Source organism: Pseudomonas guariconensis (genome assembly GCF_015680235.1).
Classification (GTDB): Bacteria; Pseudomonadota; Gammaproteobacteria; order Pseudomonadales; family Pseudomonadaceae; genus Aquipseudomonas; species Aquipseudomonas guariconensis_A.
This window is the reverse complement of the sequence record NZ_JADLJL010000025.1, coordinates 1-19203: the sequence shown is the minus strand read 5'-3', so window position 1 is coordinate 19203 and position 19203 is coordinate 1. Positions and strand designations below refer to the sequence as shown.

The following is a 19203-nucleotide window of genomic DNA, read 5'->3' as shown; positions in this document are numbered from 1 at the left end:
GGTACGTGCAATGCGCGACCAATGCCAGCAGCCGTTGCGGTCAAGTTCCCGAAGGCCGGAGCAGATGGGCTTCCACGTCCTTGTGCCTGCTGCCGAGCGATAGGCGCAGACCGGGATGGCGCAGTAGCCGCCCCAGCTGTTCGGTGTCCTTGCGGCCATGCATGCCTTGGAAGTTTTCCAGCGCCTTGTCCCACCAGGCGGGCGCGCAGGCCCGGTCGAACTCGTTGTCATAGGGGTAGCAGCCGTAGAGCAGTTCACGGGCAAACTGGCGCTGGTGACTGGGCAGCGTCATGCTCAGGGCCTTGCAGCGCAGGCGGTGCAAGGTAGGTGGGCGCGGCAGCCGATCGTTGACCAGCGCGACATCGGCCAATGCCGCCTCGCTGAGCGGGCTTTGGCCGTGCTTGCAAAGCCATGCCTGGACCTTGGCGCGGAACAGGTCCTTGCGGCTCCAGTAGTGATGGATGACATCGGTGCACGCGGCCACAGCCAGTGTACGGTGTGCGGCCACGGCCAGGCAGAACTCTTCGAGGGTGTAGGCGCTGGGCACCTGGGGGTGGAACTCATCCATCAAGGCGATGGACTGGTCGAGTACCGAGGCATCGCTGGCATGCAGGCCGATGACGCCGGAGTTGAGCAGGCTCATCTGCCCATCCGCCAGGCCACGTTCCTGAAGGATGGCCTGCAGTTTGCTGTACAGCTGGCATTGCCGGTTGGCGTCGTAGCGCCCGCCGATGGCATTGCACAGTAGGCTGCCGGGGGCGATTCGCTGGAACAGCTGCAAGGGCGACTCGCGGAAGAAGGTATCGGTGTCGATCAAGGCTGCCACGGGATATTGCTGCAGCACCTGGCGCAGCAGTACGTGCTTGCTGCGAAAGTGATAACCATGGGGCTGGTTCCAGGCCGCCCGGGTGGCGTCATCCAGCAGATGCAGTGTGACGGGCAGCCCCGCGTAAGGAGCGGGGTCGTCGGTATAGACCTGGATATCCAGTGCCTGGCCAGGCGCCTTGCGTAACTGTGCGAGGGCGCTGACGATGCTGAAACAGGCTTCCTGATGGTAGGTCGGGCGACCAAATGCCAGGTAGACGAGTTGGGGATTCGAAGCGGAGGGCGGCTGCATCGTTCGGTAACTTATCGGGCTGCAGAAAGAAATAAGGCTTTAGCCTAAAGCCAAAGCCTTAAATCTTCCTTAAGCACTTATTGCCGAAATGTGTCAGCGCGGCAGCTTGAGGTTGTTCCAGATCGCCAGGCTGGGCTCGGCCTGGTTCAGAGTATAGAAGTGCAGGCCCGGTGCGCCGCCTTGCAGCAGTTGTTCGCACATACGGGTGATCACTTCCTCGCCGAAGGCCTGGATGCTGGCGGTGTCATCGCCGTAGGCTTCCAGCTGCTTGCGGATCCAGCGAGGAATCTCGGCGCCGCAGGCGTCGGAGAAGCGCGCCAGCTTGCTGTAGTTGGTGATCGGCATGATGCCGGGCACCACCGGGATATCCACACCCATCTTCCGGGCGCGCTCGACGAAGTAGAAGTAGCTGTCGGCGTTGAAGAAGTACTGGGTGATTGCGCTGTCGGCACCGGCCTTGACCTTGTGCACGAAATTGGCCAGGTCGCTTTCGAAATTGCGCGCCTGCGGGTGCATTTCCGGGTAGGCGGCCACTTCAAGGTGGAAGTGATCACCGCTTTCCTGGCGGATGAACTCGACCAGGTCGCTGGCGTAGCGCAGCTCGCCATAGGCCATGCCCATGCCAGACGGCAGGTCGCCACGCAGGGCGACAATGCGCTTGATGCCGGCGGCCTTGTACTGGTTGATCAGGGTGCGCAGTTCGTCCTTGCTGTCGCCGACGCAGGACAGGTGTGGCGCGGCCGGGATCTTCACCTCGCTTTCCAGCTGCAGCACTGTGTTCAGGGTGCGGTCGCGGGTCGAGCCGCCGGCGCCATAGGTGCAGGAGAAGAAATCCGGGTTGTAGCCAGCCAGCTGGCGGGCCACGGCCATCAGCTTTTCATGGCCGGCATCGGTCTTGGTGGGGAAGAATTCGAAACTGTAGCGGCGTTCTTGTGACATCTCTTATTCCTCAGCTGCAAGCGACAAGCCGCAAGCTGCAAGTAAAAGCCAGGGCGGTGGGGGCCGGCCTGGCTTGGGCATCCATCAAGATCTACAGGCTGCGAGTGCCAGGCGGGTTGTCGCCGCCTGACGCTCGCCGCGCCGCTTAGTAGCGGTAGGTGTCCGGCTTGAACGGGCCTTCGACGGTGACGCCGATGTACTCGGCCTGCTGCGGGGTCAGCTGGGTGACCACACCGCCGAAACCGCGGACCATTTCCAGGGCCACTTCTTCGTCGAGTTTCTTCGGCAGCACTTCAACGGTCAGACGCTCGGCTTTCTGCGCGGCTGGCAGTTCGGCGAACTTCTGCTCGAACAGGAAGATCTGCGCCAGCACCTGGTTGGCGAACGAGCCGTCCATGATGCGGCTTGGGTGGCCGGTGGCGTTGCCCAGGTTCACCAGGCGGCCTTCGGCCAGCAGGATCAGGTAGTCGTCGTTCTGCGGGTCGAAGGTGCCGGCGCCGGTACGGTGGATCTTGTGGACCTGCGGCTTGACCTCTTCCCATGCCCAGTTCTTGCGCATGAAGGCGGTGTCGATCTCGTTGTCGAAGTGGCCGATGTTGCAAACCACGGCGCGCTTCTTCAGTGCCTTGAGCATGTTGGCGTCGCAGACATTGACATTACCGGTGGTGGTGACGATCAGGTCGATGCGGCCGAGCAGGTCACGGTTGATGCCGTCTTCGGTGCCGGTGTTGATGCCGTTCTTGAACGGCGAGACCACTTCGAAGCCGTCCATGCAGGCCTGCATGGCGCAGATCGGGTCGACTTCGGTGACTTTGACGATCATGCCTTCCTGGCGCAGGGACTGGGCCGAGCCCTTGCCCACGTCGCCGTAGCCGATCACCAGCGCCTGCTTGCCCGACAGCAGGTGGTCGGTGCCGCGCTTGATGGCGTCGTTGAGGCTGTGGCGGCAGCCGTATTTGTTGTCGTTCTTGCTCTTGGTGACCGAGTCGTTGACGTTGATCGCCGGAACCTTCAGCTCGCCCTTGGCCAGCATGTCCAGCAGGCGGTGCACGCCGGTGGTGGTTTCTTCGGTGATGCCGTGGATCTTCTCCAGCATCGCCGGGTACTTCTTGTGCAGGATCTCGGTCAGGTCACCGCCGTCGTCGAGCACCATGTTGGCGTCCCATGGCTGGCCATCCTTGAGGATGGTCTGCTCGATGCACCACTCGTACTCCTGCTCGGTCTCGCCCTTCCAGGCGAACACTGGGATACCGGCGGCGGCGATGGCGGCAGCAGCCTGGTCCTGGGTGGAGAAGATGTTGCAGGACGACCAGCGCACTTCGGCACCCAGGGCGACCAGGGTCTCGATCAGCACGGCGGTCTGGATGGTCATGTGGATGCAGCCCAGGATCTTCGCGCCCTTGAGCGGTTGTGCAGCCTGGTACTTGCGGCGCAGGCCCATCAGCGCGGGCATTTCCGATTCGGCGATGATGACTTCCTTGCGGCCCCAGTCGGCCAGGGAAATGTCGGCGACCTTGAAGTCGGAAAAACCTGCAGGCGTGTTTACAGCGCTCATCGAGAGCCTCCATTCGTAGTGTGCGAATGGGCGCCGTTGTGCGTTAAGCGTCCGCGCTGCGGACAACGCCCCAGCCGAGCCTGACAGGTTGAACCTGCTGCAGCGCCCCTCGGCTGGGTGGCGGGATGGCCACCGCGGCGGGCGGCCATGTTGAATCGGCAGGGATTATAGCCGCGGCACCGGGCCACGCCCAAGGTTTTCTGTCGATTAATCGAGACGATAGTCGATGTTCAATGGAGCACCGCCGAAGGCTCTGCCATCATTACCCCACGTCAGCCAAGCAGGTCAGGAGTCCCGATGAATTTCCACACCCGCAAATGGGTAAAACCCGAAGACCTCAACCCCAACGGCACGCTGTTCGGCGGCAGCCTGTTGCGCTGGATCGACGAAGAGGCGGCGATCTACGCCATCGTCCAGCTGGGCAACCAGCGCGTGGTGACCAAGTACATCTCGGAGATCAACTTCGTCAGCGCGTCGCGCCAGGGCGACATCATCGAGCTGGGCATCACCGCCACAGAATTCGGCCGCACCTCCATCACCCTCAAGTGCGAAGTGCGCAACAAGATCACCCGCAAGAGCATCCTGACAGTGGACAAGATGGTCTTCGTCAACCTGGGCGAGGACGGCCTGCCGGCCCCGCACGGGCGGACCGAGATCAAGTACATCCAGGACCAGTTCCCCGATACCGCGGTGGAATGACATTCAGGGGCTGCTCTGCAGCCCTTTCGCGGCACAAGGCCGCTCCTACAGCAGCCAGCGTTCGCCTGTAGGCGCGGCCTTGTGCCGCGAAAGGGCCGCAAAGCGGCCCCAGAATCTCAAGGCTGCGCACTGACCTTGCGCACCACCCGCCCGATGCTCAAGCCCTGTACCAGGATCGACGACAGCACCACGATATAGGTGATCGACAGCAGCAGGTCGCGCTCAGGCCCGCTGGGCAGCGATAGCGCCAGGGCCACCGACACGCCACCGCGCAGGCCGCCCCAGGTCAGTACGCGCACGGTGCCCTTGGGCACGCTGCGCCAACGGCGGAGCAGGACGATGGCCGGGGCCACGGTGAGCAGCCGCGACAGCAGCACCGCCACGGCCAGCAGGGTGCCGGCGGCCAGGTGCAGCCAGTTGAACGGCAGCAGTAACAGCTCCAGGCCGATCAGGGCAAACAGCAGGGCGTTGAGCATGTCGTCGATCAATTCCCAGAAACCATCCATGTAGCGGCGGGTCATGTCGTTCATCGCCAGGTTGCGCCCCAGGTTGCCGATGATCAGGCCGGCCACGACCATCGCGATCGGCGCTGACACGTGCAGTTCATAGCACATGGCCGAACCGCCGATGACCAGCGCCAGGGTCAGCATCACTTCGACCTGATATTGCTCGACGCTCTTGATCATGCGGTAGGTGGCGTAGCCGATCACGCCGCCGAAGACGATGCCGCCGATGGCCTCGCGGGCGAACAGCACGGCGGTGTCGGCGAAGCTGGGCGCTTCCCCCAGCTGGACGATGCCGAGCAATACGGTGAACACCACCACCGCGGTGCCATCGTTGAACAGCGATTCGCCGACGATCGTGGTCTTCAGCGGCTTGGACGCGTTGGCGGTACGCAGCGCGCCGAGCACCGCAATCGGGTCGGTGGGCGAGATCAGTGCGCCGAACAGCAGGCAATAGATCAACGGCACCTCCCAGCCGAATAGGGCGAAGACCCAATGGGCGAGGAAACCGATCACCACGGTGGCGATCAGTACGCCGAAGGTGGCCAGCAGGCCGATCGGCCAGCGGTAGTTGCGCAGGTCGGCGAGGTTGACGTGCAGAGCGCCGGCAAACAGCAGGAACGACAGCATCCAATGCATCAACAGGTCATTGAAGTCGATCTGGTTCATCAGGCCTTCGACGCGAGCCTCCAGGCCAGGGAAGCCGATCAGGCTCAAACCCTGCAATATCAAGGAGAACAACAGCGCGGTGACCATCACGCCGATGGCCGGCGGCAGGCCGATGAAGCGGTAGTTGACGTAGGTGAGGAGGGTGGTCAGGCAGATAAACGCGGCAACAAGTTCAAGCATCCCGAATCCTGTAACAGTGGCTTCCAAGTCGTGGCCCGAATCGTTCGGGCAGTTATTCGATGACCTGAGACGGGGTTCGAGACACAGGGTTTGACCAGATTCGTTCCAATCGTTTCCGTTCGGAGGCGCAACGCACCTGAAGTCTTGTCCAAAAATCTGGCTGGGTTATCTCCCACGGCCCCCCTGCGAACGCTATATAGTCACAGCCAGAAAAAGCCAAAAGGAAAAGAAGGCGTGTTGGCAACTTCGCTGGTGTTGGTCGCAGCCCTTCTGCACGCGACCTGGAATACCCTGATCAAATTCAGTGGCGAGCGTTTGCTGGTGATCGCCAGCATGGACCTGGTGGCCCTGGTCTTCGCCGTGTTGGCAGTGGCCTTCGTCGATTTTCCACCTGGGGAGATCTGGCCCTGGCTGCTGGCCTCGGCCCTGGCCGAGCAGTTGTACCGCTTTCTGCTGATCCAGGCCTACCGGGTCGGTGACCTGGGGCTGGTCTATCCTCTGATGCGTGGCTTGTCGCCGCTGGTTGTGCTGGGGCTGACCCTGGCGTTCGCCGGCGAGGCGCTGAGCGACAAGCAGATCATCGGCATCCTGCTGATTCCCTGCGGCATGGCGTGCCTGTTGTGGCAGGGCGGCGGCGGTGACCGCCTGCCTTGGTCGATGCTGCCGGTGGTGGCGCTGATCGGCCTGTGCATCGGTTGCTACACCTGGTTCGACGGCAAGGCGGTGCAGCTGTGGGGCAAGCCGATGGACTACCTGGTGTGGCTGACCCTGCTCAGCGCCTGGCCGTTCCCATTGCTGGCCTGTGTGGCGCGGCGGGCGCCGTTCGCGTTGTTCTGGCGAACCCAGTGGCGCTTGGGGTTGGCGGTGGGGTTGTGTGTATTGCTGAGCTACGCCCTGGTGCTGTGGGCCATGCACCTGGGCTCGATCGCCGAGGCGGCGGCGCTGCGTGAGCTGAGCGTGATCCTGGTGGTGCTCATGGGCATGCGCTACCTCAAAGAACCTTTTGGCGGGCCAAGACTCCTAGCTTGCGGGCTGGTCCTGGCAGGCATGCTGGTGATGAAGCTCTGATCAACGATTTGAACAAGGAGTCCTGTCCATGACTGTAGCCCTGTGGTGCATCCTGATCGCCCTCGTCCTGCCGCCGCTGTGCGGGTTGACGGCCAAGCTGAGCAGTGGCCGTTTCGGCCTGCGCGACAACCATGACCCCCGTGCGTTTCTCGACACCCTCTCGGGTCTGCCACGGCGCGCCCACGCGGCGCAGTTGAACGGTTACGAGGCGTTCCCGGCATTCGCCGCAGCGGTGCTGGTGGCCGATATCGTCGGCAATGCCGAGCAGGTGACCCAGGATGTGCTGGCGGTGCTGTACATCACCAGTCGCCTGCTCTACATCATTTGTTACCTGGCTGACCTGGCGATCCTGCGTTCGCTGGTCTGGTTCGCCGGGATGGCGATGATCGTGGCGTTGTTCGTGGTTTCGGTCTGACTGGAAACCCAATCGCCGGCAAGCCGGCTCCCACAAGGACCTGCAAAATCAAATAGTTATGCGTTGTTCTGTGGGAGCCGGCTTGCCGGCGATGGGCCAACGAGGTCAGGGCACTTTCGGCGCGTCGGGTAAGGGGGCGCCCTTGGGCCACAGCAGCCAGATCTGCCCTTGCTGCTTCATGTTCCCCGCCAGCTCGCCAGCCTCGGGGCCGGTGCCCCAGAACAGGTCCGCGCGCACCTCGCCGGTGATCGCTCCGCCGGTATCCTGGGCACCCACCGGGCGTGTCACCGGCGTGCCGTCTGGGCGGGCCGTCGACAGCCACAGCAGGCTACCCAGTGGAATCACCTTGCGGTCGATGGCCACGCTGTACCCGGCTGTGAGCGGCACGTTCAGCGAACCTCGCGGGCCTTCGTTGCTGTCCGGTCGGGTACTGAAGAACACATAGCTTGGGTTGCTGGCCAGCAGTTCCGGCACGCGCTGCGGGTTGGCCTGGGCCCAGGCGTGGATGCTGCCCATGGTGACGTCTTCTTTCTTGAGTTGGCCTTGTTCGACCAGCCAGCGCCCGATGGGGCGGTACGGGTGGCCGTTCTGGTCGGCATAGCCCACGCGCAGTTGCCGGCCGTCGCCCAGCTGGATGCGCCCTGAGCCTTGGATCTGCAGGAACTGCAGGTCCATCGGGTCGGTCAGCCAGGCCAGCACCGGTGCCTTGGCGCCGTCGCGGTAGATTACCTCGGCGGTGTCGTAGGGCTTGAGCACCCTGCCTTCGATACGCCCGCGCAGGCGCTTGCCCTTGAGTTCCGGGTAGACGCTGGCCAGATCGACCACGATCATGTCCTCGGGCACGCCGTAGACCGGCACATGGGCGGTTTCGGTTTGCTCCAGGCTGCCTGGGTAGACGGGTTCGTAGTAGCCGGTGATCAGGCCATTGGCGTTGTTCTCGGCCGAACGCAAGCCGTACACCTGCAGGTTCTGTTGCAGGAAGGCGCGCACCTGGGCGGCGTCGTCCGGCATGCGCGCAGCGGCCTCGCAGGTGCTGGCCCAGACCGGGTCGCGCTTGAGCTTTTCGCAGCCATTGCGCCAGGCCTGGAAGCCCGCCAGCAGGTCGCTGTCGCTGACGTTCGGCAGGTCTTGCCAGGTGGCAGAGGCATAGGTCGCCACGGCGTGGGGTTCGGGCTTGGCGTTCTCGCCGCCATTGCAGCCGGCCAGCAGGGCCAGGGCGGGGAGCGCCCAGGCGAGATGGCGCAGAGCAGATGTCATGGTCGAATCCTTGAGTGGGTGGCCGGGTGTGGGCTACCCATGTTTTTCGTAGGGGTATTGGTCTTTGTCGAGCAGACGAGGATACTGTTGGCCCTTTCCCTCTGCCAATGTGACCGTGATGTTGAAATGTTTCACCGTTCTGCTGTTGGCCAGCCTGTCCCTGGTGGCCTGCGACCGTGTCGATCCTAACTCACCGCTGGGCCAGCGCAAGGCGATCTTCAAGCAGATGCTCAAGACCAGCGAGGACATGGGCGGCATGCTGCGAGGGCGCCTGCCGTTCGACGGCGTTCGTTTCGCCGAAGGGGCGGTGAAGCTCGACGGCCTGGCCCATGCGCCGTGGCAGCATTTTCCACAGGTGAAAGACGAAGGCGACAGCAGCGCGCGGCCCGAAGTGTGGGAGCGTCAGGCGCGTTTTCATGACCTGGCGCGGCAACTGGAGGGGGTGACAGGGGAATTGGTGGGGATTACGCGTGAACAACCGCTCGACGCGGCGCGGCTGAAGGCGCCGATGGATAAGGTCGAGGCGGCTTGCAAGGCCTGCCATACGGAGTTTCGTAACCACTGAGGCGGTGGTGGGTTGGGGCCGCTTTGCGGCCCTTTCGCGGCAGCCCCTGACAGGATCACTTCTCCAGTTCGAGCTCGGCTTGTTTCAGCTCTGCCTCGGATTCTGCAAGCTTGCGCTCACGCTTGGCGATCTTGCCGGCATCGCCCTTGGCCCTGGCTTCGGCGAGGTCGGCCTGGCGCTCGGCGATTTCGGCCTTGGCCTTTTCGATCTTGGCCAGGCGCTCTTGGCGCAGGCCGGCGTCGGTGCAGTGGTCGGTGTTTTCCTTCAGGGCTTTTTCCAGGCCGCGGATCTCGCCCCAGTTGTTGTGCTTTTTGGCATAGACAAGCTGATTCTCGATGGCACTGCGCTTGGCTGCGCAGCCGGTCAGGCCAGGGCTGGGCTGCGCCGCTTGCAGCGAGCCTGCGGCCAAGCCGAGGGCAATCATCAGCGCCAGGGAGGAGCGACGTTTCATGGGCAGTTTCCTTTCAAAGTAATGGCAACAGAGAATGTAGGGAATAGTGCCTACATTCCTGCTGCCGGGTGAACCCCGGCCGGAAGCGCTGCATCGTTTTCAGAAAATTCTTACGACCGCAGCGGTATCAGCGTTCGAGACCGTCAACGGCTTCCTGCAGTTCTTTCTTGGCCTCGGCGAGCTTTTCCTTGCGTTTGTTGATCTTCTCCGCGTCGCCCTTCTTCATGGCCTTGTCCAGGTCCTTGGTGCGTTGGTTCACTTCGTGGCGGGCGTCGAGCACCTTCTGTTCGCGCTCTTTGCGCAGGCTGGCGTCGGTGCAGTGCTCGGTGACTTCGTCGAGGGCTTTTTCCAAGCCTGCCTGTTGGTCGGCGTTGCCGTTGGCACGCGCCTGTTCGATCTGTGCGCTGATGGCCTGGCGCTTGGCCGCGCAACCGGTCAGCCCAGGTTGCTCTTCAACGGCCAGCAGGGGGCCGGCGGCCAAGCCGAGCAAGGCGGTCAGGGCAAGGGACGAAAGCAGTTTCATCGGGGACTCCATTCGAAGGCAGGGCAACAAAAAAGAGAAATGCTGCCCTGATCCGAGGAATTTAGAAACCCTCGATTGCCTGGGCGCGCAATTGTTCGGCCAGCAGGCCAACCGATTCATCCGCGAAAAACGCCGCCAATTGGGCCGCCCTCCCAGGGCCGATACCTGGCTCGGCACGCCATTGCGCGATACTTCGGGTTGCCAACGTTGCCCAGTCGGGCGCGAGCTGCAGATGGCTGGGCGCTGGTACGCCCAGGGCGCGAAGCCAGCGTTCGAAAGGCTGGCGCCTTGCTTGGGCGAAGGCCTGGAGCAGTTGCTCGGCGCGCGTCGTGCTGATGCCGGGAATGCCCAGCAAGTGCTCGCGCTCCAGGCCGAGCCAGGTATGCAGGTCGCTGATGACGCCATGCTCGACCAACTGCGCCCAGGTCGCGGGCCCTATACCCGGCATCTTCAGCCCCTGGCGCCCGCCTAGCCAGGCCAGGCGGGCGAGAAATTGCTGCTTGCACGGTGTGCTCGGCCGCCAGCAACTGAGCGCATGATGTTGGCTGGGGTTCGGCGCCAGGACGGGCGGGCGATCAGTGCTGCGGTGCACCACGCTTTCGAGCCTGGGCACGGTGAGGCCTGCCAAGGTGATCGCGACCTGGTCGCCGGGACGGATGTCCAGCGCTTGCCAACGTGCCAGTGACCCAACGCTGACCACGCTGATTCGGCGTTCATCCAGCATCACCGGGCTCAGGTGCAATACGGGGGTGATGCGCCCGGTGCGCCCGATCTTGAAACGCACGTCTCGCACGTCGGCGAGGGCCTGCTGGAAGGGGTACTTCCAGGCTGCGATCCAGTAGGGCGGCTTGGCGCGCCAGCGGTGAGCCGGTGGGCGGCTGTCCTGGCGCAGGATCACGCCGTCGGTGGCGAAGGGTAGGGGCGAGCGGTACCAATGTTGGCGCCAATGGGCAGCCTGCGCCAGGTCGTCGATGGCGACGCTGTAGCGCTGGCTGTCGGGAAACCCGAGTTCGGCCAGCCGGGCCAGGCGTTCGCCCTGATCGATCGGCCCGCTCGGCCAGTCCCAGACGAACACGCCGACCCTTGCGCCTTGGGCATCGGACAATTGCTTCCTGGCCATCAACCCGGCCATGGTGCTCCGGGCATTGGCGCCGCCTGCCTGGGCTTGTACGTGATGGTCAAGGCGCCAGTACAGTTCACCCTGCAGCACCAGGTGCAGTGGCTCCGGCAGTTGCCGTGGGATACCGGCGAGATGGCCGATGTGCCGGCTCCAATCATGCCCTTGGACACCGTCGCCGCGGCTGAGTATCTGCACCAGCTGGCCTGCCTGGTACACCAGGGACGCGGCGACGCCATCCACCTTCGGCTGTACCCAGACGTTGCGCTTGCCTTCCAGCCAGCGGGCCACGGCGCGCTCGTCGTCCAGCTTGGCCACGCCGGTGTGCGCGATGGGGTGAGCAATAGGGCCGCCGGCGCCAGACAACGGGGCGTGCGCCTCAGGCAGGTCGAAGCAGGCCTGGAGCGCGCGCAGGCGTTGGAGACTCTGGTCGTAGATTTCGTCGGCAACCAGTGAAACGCCCTGGCGGTGGTAGTGATCGTCCCAGCGGGCGATGACCTCGCCCAGTCGCGCAGCCTCTTCGTGGGCGCGCTTTGCATCCCAGTCGGGGCAGGGGGAGGCATTGGCCCATAGGCCGAAAGAACAAAGCAACAGGGGCAAGAACAACATGAAGCGCATGGCCGGCATCCGTGCGTGGTAGTCGAAGGCACAGCCTAGGCCGCTGTCGGCGGGTGTGCCTGAGCAAGGTGTCAGGCGATGTTTCGTTGCTCGGTGGGTGGGTCCGCGTGCGCGGCACATCGCCCGGCTCCCACGGGGCCCTGCAAAATCCAATAGTTTTGCGTTGTGCTATGGGCGCCGGCTTGCCGGCGGGGCGATGCGGGATGAAAAAAGCCCCCGCCGATCGCTCGGCGGGGGCTTGTCACAGGCAGTGCAGGTGTGACGCTTACAGGCCGGCTGCGTTGCGCAGGGTCTCGGCGCGGTCGGTGCGTTCCCAGGTGAAGGTGGTGAAGGTGTCGTCGCCGACGGTCTTCTGCTGCGGGATGCGGCCGAAGTGGCCGTAGGCAGCGGTCTCCTGGTACATCGGGTGGAGCAGGTCGAGCATGGTGGTGATGGCGTACGGGCGCAGGTCGAAGCACTCGCGAACCAGTTGCACGATCTTCTCGTCGGCGATCTTGCCGGTGCCGAAGGTGTTGATCGAGATGGAGGTCGGCTGGGCTACGCCGATGGCGTAGGACACCTGGATCTCGCAACGCTCGGCCAGGCCCGCGGCAACGATGTTCTTGGCCACGTAGCGGCCGGCGTAGGCGGCCGAGCGGTCGACCTTGGACGGGTCCTTGCCGGAGAAGGCACCGCCGCCGTGGCGGGCCATGCCGCCGTAGGAGTCGACGATGATCTTGCGCCCGGTCAGGCCGCAGTCGCCCACCGGGCCACCGATGATGAAGTTGCCGGTCGGGTTGATGTGGAACTGGGTGTCCTTGTGCAGCAGCTCGGCCGGCAGGGTGTGCTTGACGATCAGCTCCATGACGGCTTCACGCAGGTCCTTGTAGGACACTTCCGGGTTGTGCTGGGTCGACAGGACCACGGCGTCGATGCCGACGACCTTGCCGTTCTCGTAGCGGCAGGTGACCTGGGACTTGGCGTCCGGGCGCAGCCACGGCAGCAGGCCGGACTTGCGCGCCTCGGCCTGGCGCTCGACCAGGCGGTGGGAGAAGCAGATCGGGGCCGGCATCAGCACGTCGGTCTCGTTGCTGGCATAGCCGAACATCAGGCCTTGGTCGCCCGCGCCCTGGTCTTCCGGCTTGGAGCGGTCGACGCCCTGGGCGATGTCCACCGACTGCTTGCCGATGATGTTCATTACGGCGCAGGTGGCGCCGTCGAAGCCGACGTCGGAGCTGTCGTAGCCGATGTCGATGATGACCTTGCGCACCAGTTCTTCCAAGTCGACCCAGGCCGATGTGGTCACTTCGCCGGCGATGATGGCGACACCGGTCTTGACCAGGGTTTCGCAGGCCACGCGGGCGTACTTGTCCTGGGCGATGATGGCATCAAGGACCGCGTCCGAAATCTGGTCGGCGATCTTGTCCGGATGCCCTTCGGACACGGACTCGGAAGTGAAAAGGGAGTATTCGCTCATCTCGACGGGTTCCTAAAATTTACCGATGGTGAGTGTCGCCAGTCGTCCGCTGGAAATGGCGGACCTGAATCTGGAAACCGTTACGCAAGCCCACATAGAGGCTGTCCCCGGGAACCAGTCCCGCTACCCGGGCCCAACGGGCCAGGTCGTCCTGCTCGAAGCCCAGCCAGAGGTCGCCGCAGGCTTCCCGCGCCCACCCCTGGTCATGGCTGCACAGCTCGGTGACCAGCAGGCTGCCGCCCGCTTTCACCCGTTTGGCCAGCAGGCGCAGGGCCAGGGCCGGGTCGCTGAAGTGGTGCAGCACCATGTTCAGCACAACGCAGTCGGCTTCCACATCCGTTGCACCCAGTGCATCGGCCAACTGCAGGTTTACGTTATCCAGGCCTTCGCGTTGGCAGACCTGGCGGGCCAGCTCGAGCATGGTCGGGCTGTTGTCCATGGCCGTGACCTGGGTGAAGCGCCGCGCCAGGTCCGGCAGGAAACCGCCGTCACCCGGGCCGACTTCCAGTGCCGTGGCCTCGGAGCCGAAGCTCAGGTTGTCGAGCAGGGCCAGGAGGCTTTCGCGGTATTGCGGCAGGCCGGCGATCAGGTCCTGCTGGGCACGGAATTTTTCTTCCACACGCAGGAAGAAATCCTGGCTGGTGGCCGCCCGGCGCTGCTGCACCTGGGCGATCCGGGCCTGTACATCCTGCGGCAGGGCCAGCCCGTCGACCTCCTCGAGCAGTGCCGCGTGCAGGCGGCCGCCCAGGCGCAGGCTGTCGGGCAGGGCGCGACGATAGAAGATCGCGTTGCCCTCGCGGCGGGTGGCCACCAGTTCGGCCTGGGCCAGTACCTTGAGATGGTGGCTCATGCCGGACTGGCCGACATCGAAGATCTGCGCCAGCTCCAGCACCCCGAAGGAGTCGCTGGCCAGGGCACGCAATACGTTCAGGCGCAAGGCATCGCCACTGGCTTTGCACAGGGCTGCCAGGGTTTCGCTTTGCTGGGGGATCGGTTGCGCGCGCAGGTTCATGGTGCGGCAGTCTAGACAGGCATCGTTGCCCCTGCAAGGCCAATATCAAAAAGTTTTGATATTGGATGACGGGCGGGTAGGGATAGCCCGGTTCTCGGGTACACCCGCTCCCACAGGAGGAAGACCGAGCTGTGGACGCGGGTTTACCCGCGAACTGGGCGGCAGCGACATCAGGTTTGTCCCGATTTACGCCTCAAACATAGGAAAAATACCCAACTGCGACCATCCGTCATTGCCCCCGGCCCCGCCTGTGGGCGAAAATGGCCGCCTTTTTTCGTTTCACCACCTTTTCAAGCCCCAGGAGACTCAGCGATGCCCAGCCGTCGTGAACGTGCCAACGCCATTCGTGCCCTCAGCATGGATGCCGTGCAAAAGGCCAACAGCGGCCACCCAGGTGCCCCCATGGGCATGGCGGATATCGCCGAAGTGCTTTGGCGCGACTACCTGAAGCACAACCCGAGCAACCCGAAATTCGCCGACCGCGACCGCTTCGTGCTGTCCAACGGCCACGGCTCGATGCTCATCTATTCGCTGCTGCACCTGACCGGCTACGATCTGTCGATCGACGATCTCAAGGCCTTCCGCCAATTGCACAGCCGCACCCCGGGCCACCCGGAGTACGGTTATACCGCAGGCGTGGAGACCACCACCGGGCCGCTGGGCCAGGGCATCGCCAACGCCGTGGGCTTCGCCCTGGCGGAAAAAGTGCTGGCCGCCCAGTTCAACCGTGAAGGCCACACCATCGTCGACCACAACACCTACGTGTTCCTCGGCGACGGCTGCATGATGGAAGGCATCTCCCACGAAGTCGCCTCCCTGGCCGGCACCCTGGGCCTGAACAAGCTGATCGCCTTCTACGACGACAACGGCATCTCCATCGACGGTGAAGTGCACGGCTGGTTCACCGACAACACCCCGGCACGCTTCGAAGCGTACAACTGGCAGGTGATCCGCAACGTCAACGGCCACGACGCCGACGAGATCAAGACGGCCATCGAGACCGCCCGCAAGAGCGACCGCCCGACCCTGATCTGCTGCAAGACCATCATCGGCTTCGGCTCGCCGAACAAGCAGGGCAAGGAAGACTGCCACGGCGCGCCGCTGGGCAACGACGAAATCGCCCTGGCCCGCAAGGAACTGAACTGGAACCACGGCCCGTTCGAAATCCCTGCCGACATCTACGCCGAGTGGGATGCCAAGGCCGCTGGCGCCAAGCTCGAGGCCGAGTGGAACCAGCGCTTCGACGCCTACGCCAAGGCCTACCCGGAGCTGGCTGCCGAGTTCAAGCGCCGTGAAAGCGGCGAGCTGCCGGCCGACTTCGCCGAAAAGGCCCAGGCCTACATCAACGAAGTGGCCGCCAAGGGCGAAACCATCGCCAGCCGCAAGGCCAGCCAGAACGCCCTGAACGCCTTCGGCCCGTTGCTGCCCGAGTTCCTCGGCGGCTCCGCCGACCTGGCCGGCTCCAACCTGACCCTGTGGAAGGGCTGCAAAGGCGTGAGCGCCGACGACGCCAGCGGCAACTACGTGTTCTACGGCGTGCGCGAGTTCGGCATGACCGCCATCATGAACGGTGTCGCCCTGCACGGCGGCCTGGTGCCGTACGGCGCGACCTTCCTGATGTTCATGGAATACGCGCGCAACGCGGTGCGCATGTCGGCCCTGATGAAGCAGCGCGTGATCCACGTCTACACCCACGACTCCATCGGCCTGGGCGAAGACGGCCCGACCCACCAGCCGATCGAGCAGCTGACCGCCCTGCGCAGCACCCCGAACCTGGACACCTGGCGCCCGGCCGACGCGGTCGAATCGGCCGTGTCCTGGAAGAACGCCCTGGAGCGCAAGGACGGCCCGTCGGCACTGATCTTCTCGCGCCAGAACCTGCAGCACCAGGAGCGCGACGCCCAGCAGATCGCCGACATCAGCCGCGGCGGCTACATCCTCAAGGACTGCGCCGGCGAGCCTGAGCTGATCCTGATCGCCACCGGTTCCGAAGTGGGCCTGGCGGTCCAGGCGCACGCCAAGCTGACCGAGCAGGGCCGCAAGGTCCGCGTGGTCTCCATGCCGTGCACCAGCGTGTTCGATGCCCAGGACGCTGCCTACAAGCAGTCGGTGCTGCCGCTGGAAGTGGGCGCGCGCATCGCCATCGAAGCTGCCCATGCCGACTTCTGGTACAAGTACGTGGGCCTGGAAGGCCGCGTCATCGGCATGACCACCTACGGTGAGTCGGCGCCGGCTTCGGCACTGTTCGAAGAATTCGGCTTCACCCTGGAGAACATCCTGGGTACTGCCGAAGAGCTGCTGGAAGACTGATACAGGCAAGGTGAGGGCCTTTGGCCCTCGTTCGCGGCGCAAGGCCGCTCCTACAGGGTATTGCGCATGTCGCCCCCTGTAGGAGCGGCCTTGTGCCGCGAATGGGCCGCCTAGCGGCCCCGTTCAACCGCCGGAGTTCAAGAGCCACCTATGCCCCATCCGCGTCCCTACAAAGTTGCACTCAACGGTTATGGCCGTATCGGTCGCTGTGTCTTGCGCGCCTTGTTCGAGCGCGGAGCGGGTGCCGGTTTCGAAATCGTTGCGTTGAACGACCTGGCCGACCAGGCCAGCCTCGAATACCTGACCCGCTTCGACTCCACCCACGGGCGTTTCCCCGGCGAGGTGAGGGTCGATGGCGATTGCCTGCACATCAATGGCGACTGCGTGAAGGTCTTGCGCAGTGCCACCCCGGAAGGCATCGACTGGGGGGCTCTGGGCGTGGACCTGGTACTGGAATGCTCCGGTGCCTACAACACCCGCGCCGATGGCCAGCGCTTCCTCGATGCCGGCGCGCCGCGGGTGCTGTTCTCCCAACCGATGTCCAGTGAAGCGGATGTCGACGCCACGGTGGTCTATGGCGTCAACCAGGGCTGCCTGGGCGGTGACGAACGCCTGGTGTCCAACGCCTCCTGTACCACCAACTGCGGTGTGCCGCTGCTGCGGGTATTGGACCAGGCGTTCGGTATCGAGTATGTCTCGATCACTACCATCCACTCGGCGATGAACGATCAGCCGGTGATCGATGCCTACCACCACGAGGACCTGCGCCGCACCCGTTCGGCGTTCCAGTCGGTGATTCCGGTGTCCACTGGTCTGGCGCGTGGCATCGAGCGGCTGCTTCCGGAACTTGCCGGGCGAATCCAGGCCAAAGCGGTACGCGTGCCGACCGTCAACGTGTCGTGCCTGGACATCACCCTGCAGACCGCCCGCGACACCAGCGCGGCCGAGGTCAACCGGGTGTTGCGCGAGGCCGCCCTGGACGGCCCGCTCAAGGGGCTGCTGGCCTACACCGAGCTGCCCCATGCCAGCTGTGATTTCAACCATGACCCGCATTCGGCCATCGTCGATGCCAGCCAGACCCGTGTTTCCGGCCCCCGCCTGGTGAACCTGCTGGCCTGGTTCGACAACGAATGGGGGTTCGCCAACCGTATGCTCGACGTCGCCGGCCATTTCCTGCGCGTCGTCCACCAAACCCGCACCAAACAGCCCTGAAGGACTGCATTCATGACCGTGTTGAAGATGACCGACCTCGACCTGCAAGGTAAGCGCGTACTGATCCGCGAAGACCTCAACGTCCCCGTGAAGGACGGTGTGGTAGCCAGCGACGCGCGTATCCTGGCTGCGCTGCCGACCATCAAGCTGGCCCTGGAGAAGGGCGCGGCCGTGATGGTCTGCTCGCACCTGGGTCGCCCGACCGAAGGCGAGTTCTCCGCCGAGAACAGCCTCAAGCCGGTTGCCGACTACCTGAGCAAGGCCCTGGGCCGCGACGTGCCATTGGTTGCCGACTACCTCGACGGCGTCCAGGTCAAGGCCGGTGACCTGGTGCTGTTCGAGAACGTGCGCTTCAACAAGGGCGAGAAGAAGAACGCCGACGAGCTGGCGCAGAAATACGCTGCCCTGTGCGACGTGTTCGTCATGGACGCCTTCGGCACCGCCCACCGCGCCGAAGGTTCCACTCACGGTGTGGCCAAGTTCGCCAAGGTCGCTGCAGCCGGCCCGCTGCTGGCCGCCGAGCTGGACGCCCTGGGCAAGGCCCTGAAGGCCCCGGCCAAGCCGATGGCCGCCATCGTCGCCGGCTCCAAGGTGTCCACCAAGCTGGACGTGCTGAACAGCCTGAGCACCGTCTGCGACCAGCTGATCGTTGGTGGCGGCATCGCCAACACCTTCCTCGCCGCGGCCGGCCACAAGGTTGGCAAGTCGCTGTACGAGCCTGACCTGGTCGAGACCGCCAAGGCCATCGCCGCCAAGGTCAGCGTACCGCTGCCGGTGGACGTGGTGGTTGCCAAGGAATTCGCCGAGAGCGCCGAAGCCACCGTCAAGTCCATCGCCGACGTGGCCGATGACGACATGATCCTGGACATCGGCCCAAAGACCGCCGAACAATTCGCCGAACTGCTCAAGTCGTCCAAGACCATCCTGTGGAACGGCCCGGTCGGTGTGTTCGAGTTCGACCAGTTCGGCAACGGCACCAAGGTGCTGGCCAAGGCCATCGCCGATAGCGCCGCCTTCTCCATCGCCGGTGGTGGTGACACCCTGGCGGCCATCGACAAATATGGCGTTGGCGCCGATATCTCCTACATTTCTACCGGTGGCGGCGCGTTCCTCGAGTTCGTCGAGGGCAAGGTCCTGCCCGCCGTGGCGATCCTGGAAGAGCGGGCCAAGGCCTGAGCATGACGGCGCCTGGCAAAGGGAGCGACCTGATGGTCAAGCAATTGCCTGTGATGATCCTGGCCCTGCTGCTGGGCGCTTGCTCCAGCAAGGGCGCGGACAGCGAACCGTCGCAGCCGCCCAAGGGCGGTTGCTACCAGTCCCAGTGGCAGGCGGAGACGGCCCCGGTGATCAACAAGCGCATGGGCCCGGAGGGCCTGGAAAAGTACGACGAAGACCACCAGCGCAAGGCGCCGGGTTGCCCTTGATCGGGTAATAGGCAACCTGAAGGCTGATTTGTGGTCTTGAAGAAGGGGTCGCCGTGCGGCCCATCGCCGGCAAGCCAGCTCCCACAGGTACTGCATCGATCCCTGTGGGAGCT

The 19203-nt window shown here is 64.3% G+C and carries 18 protein-coding genes and 1 riboswitch; of the genes, 8 read left to right on the top strand and 10 right to left on the bottom strand.

Annotated features, from left to right (window positions below; genetic code table 11):
- Positions 1–40: 40 nt before the first annotated feature.
- The 3 genes from IRZ56_RS16720 to ahcY all read right to left on the bottom strand — a co-directional run bounded on the left by IRZ56_RS16720 (position 41) and on the right by ahcY (position 3611).
- A complete protein-coding gene (locus IRZ56_RS16720) occupies positions 41–1117 on the bottom strand; it encodes a hypothetical protein (protein ID WP_196145955.1) in 1077 nt (358 codons plus the stop codon).
- Positions 1118–1210: 93 nt separating this feature from the next.
- Positions 1211–2056 carry a methylenetetrahydrofolate reductase [NAD(P)H] gene (gene metF, locus IRZ56_RS16715; protein ID WP_196145954.1) on the bottom strand — a complete coding sequence of 282 codons (846 nt, stop codon included), beginning with the start codon at positions 2054–2056 and terminating at the stop codon, positions 1211–1213.
- A 145-nt stretch (positions 2057–2201) separates the two neighbouring features.
- Positions 2202–3611: an adenosylhomocysteinase gene (gene ahcY, locus IRZ56_RS16710; protein ID WP_196145953.1), complete on the bottom strand. Its 1410-nt coding sequence runs from the start codon at positions 3609–3611 to the stop codon at positions 2202–2204.
- A 21-nt stretch (positions 3612–3632) separates the two neighbouring features.
- Positions 3633–3728: riboswitch (S-adenosyl-L-homocysteine riboswitch) on the bottom strand.
- A gap of 180 nt (positions 3729–3908) precedes the next feature.
- On the opposite strand from ahcY, the gene IRZ56_RS16705 reads away from it, so the two are divergent.
- Positions 3909–4310, top strand: coding sequence for an acyl-CoA thioesterase (locus IRZ56_RS16705; protein ID WP_196145952.1), 402 nt, complete (start codon positions 3909–3911; stop codon positions 4308–4310).
- Between the two features lie 116 nt (positions 4311–4426).
- On the opposite strand, the gene IRZ56_RS16700 is transcribed toward IRZ56_RS16705, so the two are convergent.
- Positions 4427–5662, bottom strand: coding sequence for a cation:proton antiporter (locus tag IRZ56_RS16700; RefSeq protein ID WP_196145951.1), 1236 nt, complete (start codon positions 5660–5662; stop codon positions 4427–4429).
- A gap of 234 nt (positions 5663–5896) precedes the next feature.
- Between IRZ56_RS16700 and IRZ56_RS16695 the strand changes: the two genes are divergently transcribed.
- The gene (locus IRZ56_RS16695) at positions 5897–6730 is read left to right on the top strand and encodes an EamA family transporter (protein ID WP_196145950.1); all 834 of its coding nucleotides are present in this window, start codon (positions 5897–5899) and stop codon (positions 6728–6730) included.
- 28 nt (positions 6731–6758) lie between these two features.
- Positions 6759–7145 carry an MAPEG family protein gene (locus IRZ56_RS16690; protein ID WP_196145949.1) on the top strand — a complete coding sequence of 129 codons (387 nt, stop codon included), beginning with the start codon at positions 6759–6761 and terminating at the stop codon, positions 7143–7145.
- 105 nt (positions 7146–7250) lie between these two features.
- Here IRZ56_RS16690 and IRZ56_RS16685 read toward each other — a convergent pair whose 3' ends face one another.
- The gene (locus IRZ56_RS16685) at positions 7251–8402 is read right to left on the bottom strand and encodes a murein transglycosylase A (protein ID WP_196145948.1); all 1152 of its coding nucleotides are present in this window, start codon (positions 8400–8402) and stop codon (positions 7251–7253) included.
- A gap of 118 nt (positions 8403–8520) precedes the next feature.
- Here IRZ56_RS16685 and IRZ56_RS16680 point away from each other — a divergent pair, with 118 nt between their 5' ends.
- Positions 8521–8967, top strand: coding sequence for a c-type cytochrome (locus IRZ56_RS16680; RefSeq protein WP_196145947.1), 447 nt, complete (start codon positions 8521–8523; stop codon positions 8965–8967).
- 55 nt (positions 8968–9022) lie between these two features.
- Here the strand turns inward: IRZ56_RS16680 and IRZ56_RS16675 are convergent, their stop codons facing one another.
- The 5 genes from IRZ56_RS16675 to IRZ56_RS16655 all read right to left on the bottom strand — a co-directional run bounded on the left by IRZ56_RS16675 (position 9023) and on the right by IRZ56_RS16655 (position 14144).
- The gene (locus IRZ56_RS16675) at positions 9023–9418 is read right to left on the bottom strand and encodes a DUF1090 domain-containing protein (protein WP_196145946.1); all 396 of its coding nucleotides are present in this window, start codon (positions 9416–9418) and stop codon (positions 9023–9025) included.
- 127 nt (positions 9419–9545) lie between these two features.
- Positions 9546–9941 carry a DUF1090 domain-containing protein gene (locus IRZ56_RS16670; protein WP_196145945.1) on the bottom strand — a complete coding sequence of 132 codons (396 nt, stop codon included), beginning with the start codon at positions 9939–9941 and terminating at the stop codon, positions 9546–9548.
- Positions 9942–10002: 61 nt separating this feature from the next.
- Complete coding sequence (ligB, locus tag IRZ56_RS16665; protein ID WP_196145944.1) at positions 10003–11676, bottom strand: NAD-dependent DNA ligase LigB; 1674 nt, start codon at positions 11674–11676, stop codon at positions 10003–10005.
- A gap of 265 nt (positions 11677–11941) precedes the next feature.
- On the bottom strand, positions 11942–13132 hold the full coding sequence (gene metK / locus IRZ56_RS16660; protein ID WP_196145943.1) for a methionine adenosyltransferase: 1191 nt from the start codon (positions 13130–13132) through the stop codon (positions 11942–11944).
- A 19-nt stretch (positions 13133–13151) separates the two neighbouring features.
- A complete protein-coding gene (locus IRZ56_RS16655) occupies positions 13152–14144 on the bottom strand; it encodes an ArsR/SmtB family transcription factor (protein WP_196145942.1) in 993 nt (330 codons plus the stop codon).
- A gap of 312 nt (positions 14145–14456) precedes the next feature.
- On the opposite strand from IRZ56_RS16655, the gene tkt reads away from it, so the two are divergent.
- From tkt to IRZ56_RS16635, 4 genes are all read left to right on the top strand, one after another.
- Complete coding sequence (tkt, locus tag IRZ56_RS16650) at positions 14457–16454, top strand: transketolase (protein ID WP_196145941.1); 1998 nt, start codon at positions 14457–14459, stop codon at positions 16452–16454.
- 150 nt (positions 16455–16604) lie between these two features.
- Positions 16605–17666 carry an erythrose-4-phosphate dehydrogenase gene (gene epd / locus IRZ56_RS16645; protein ID WP_196145940.1) on the top strand — a complete coding sequence of 354 codons (1062 nt, stop codon included), beginning with the start codon at positions 16605–16607 and terminating at the stop codon, positions 17664–17666.
- A gap of 12 nt (positions 17667–17678) precedes the next feature.
- On the top strand, positions 17679–18842 hold the full coding sequence (locus IRZ56_RS16640; protein WP_196145939.1) for a phosphoglycerate kinase: 1164 nt from the start codon (positions 17679–17681) through the stop codon (positions 18840–18842).
- Between the two features lie 32 nt (positions 18843–18874).
- Positions 18875–19090 carry a hypothetical protein gene (locus tag IRZ56_RS16635; protein WP_196145938.1) on the top strand — a complete coding sequence of 72 codons (216 nt, stop codon included), beginning with the start codon at positions 18875–18877 and terminating at the stop codon, positions 19088–19090.
- The last annotated feature ends 113 nt before the right edge of the window (positions 19091–19203 follow it).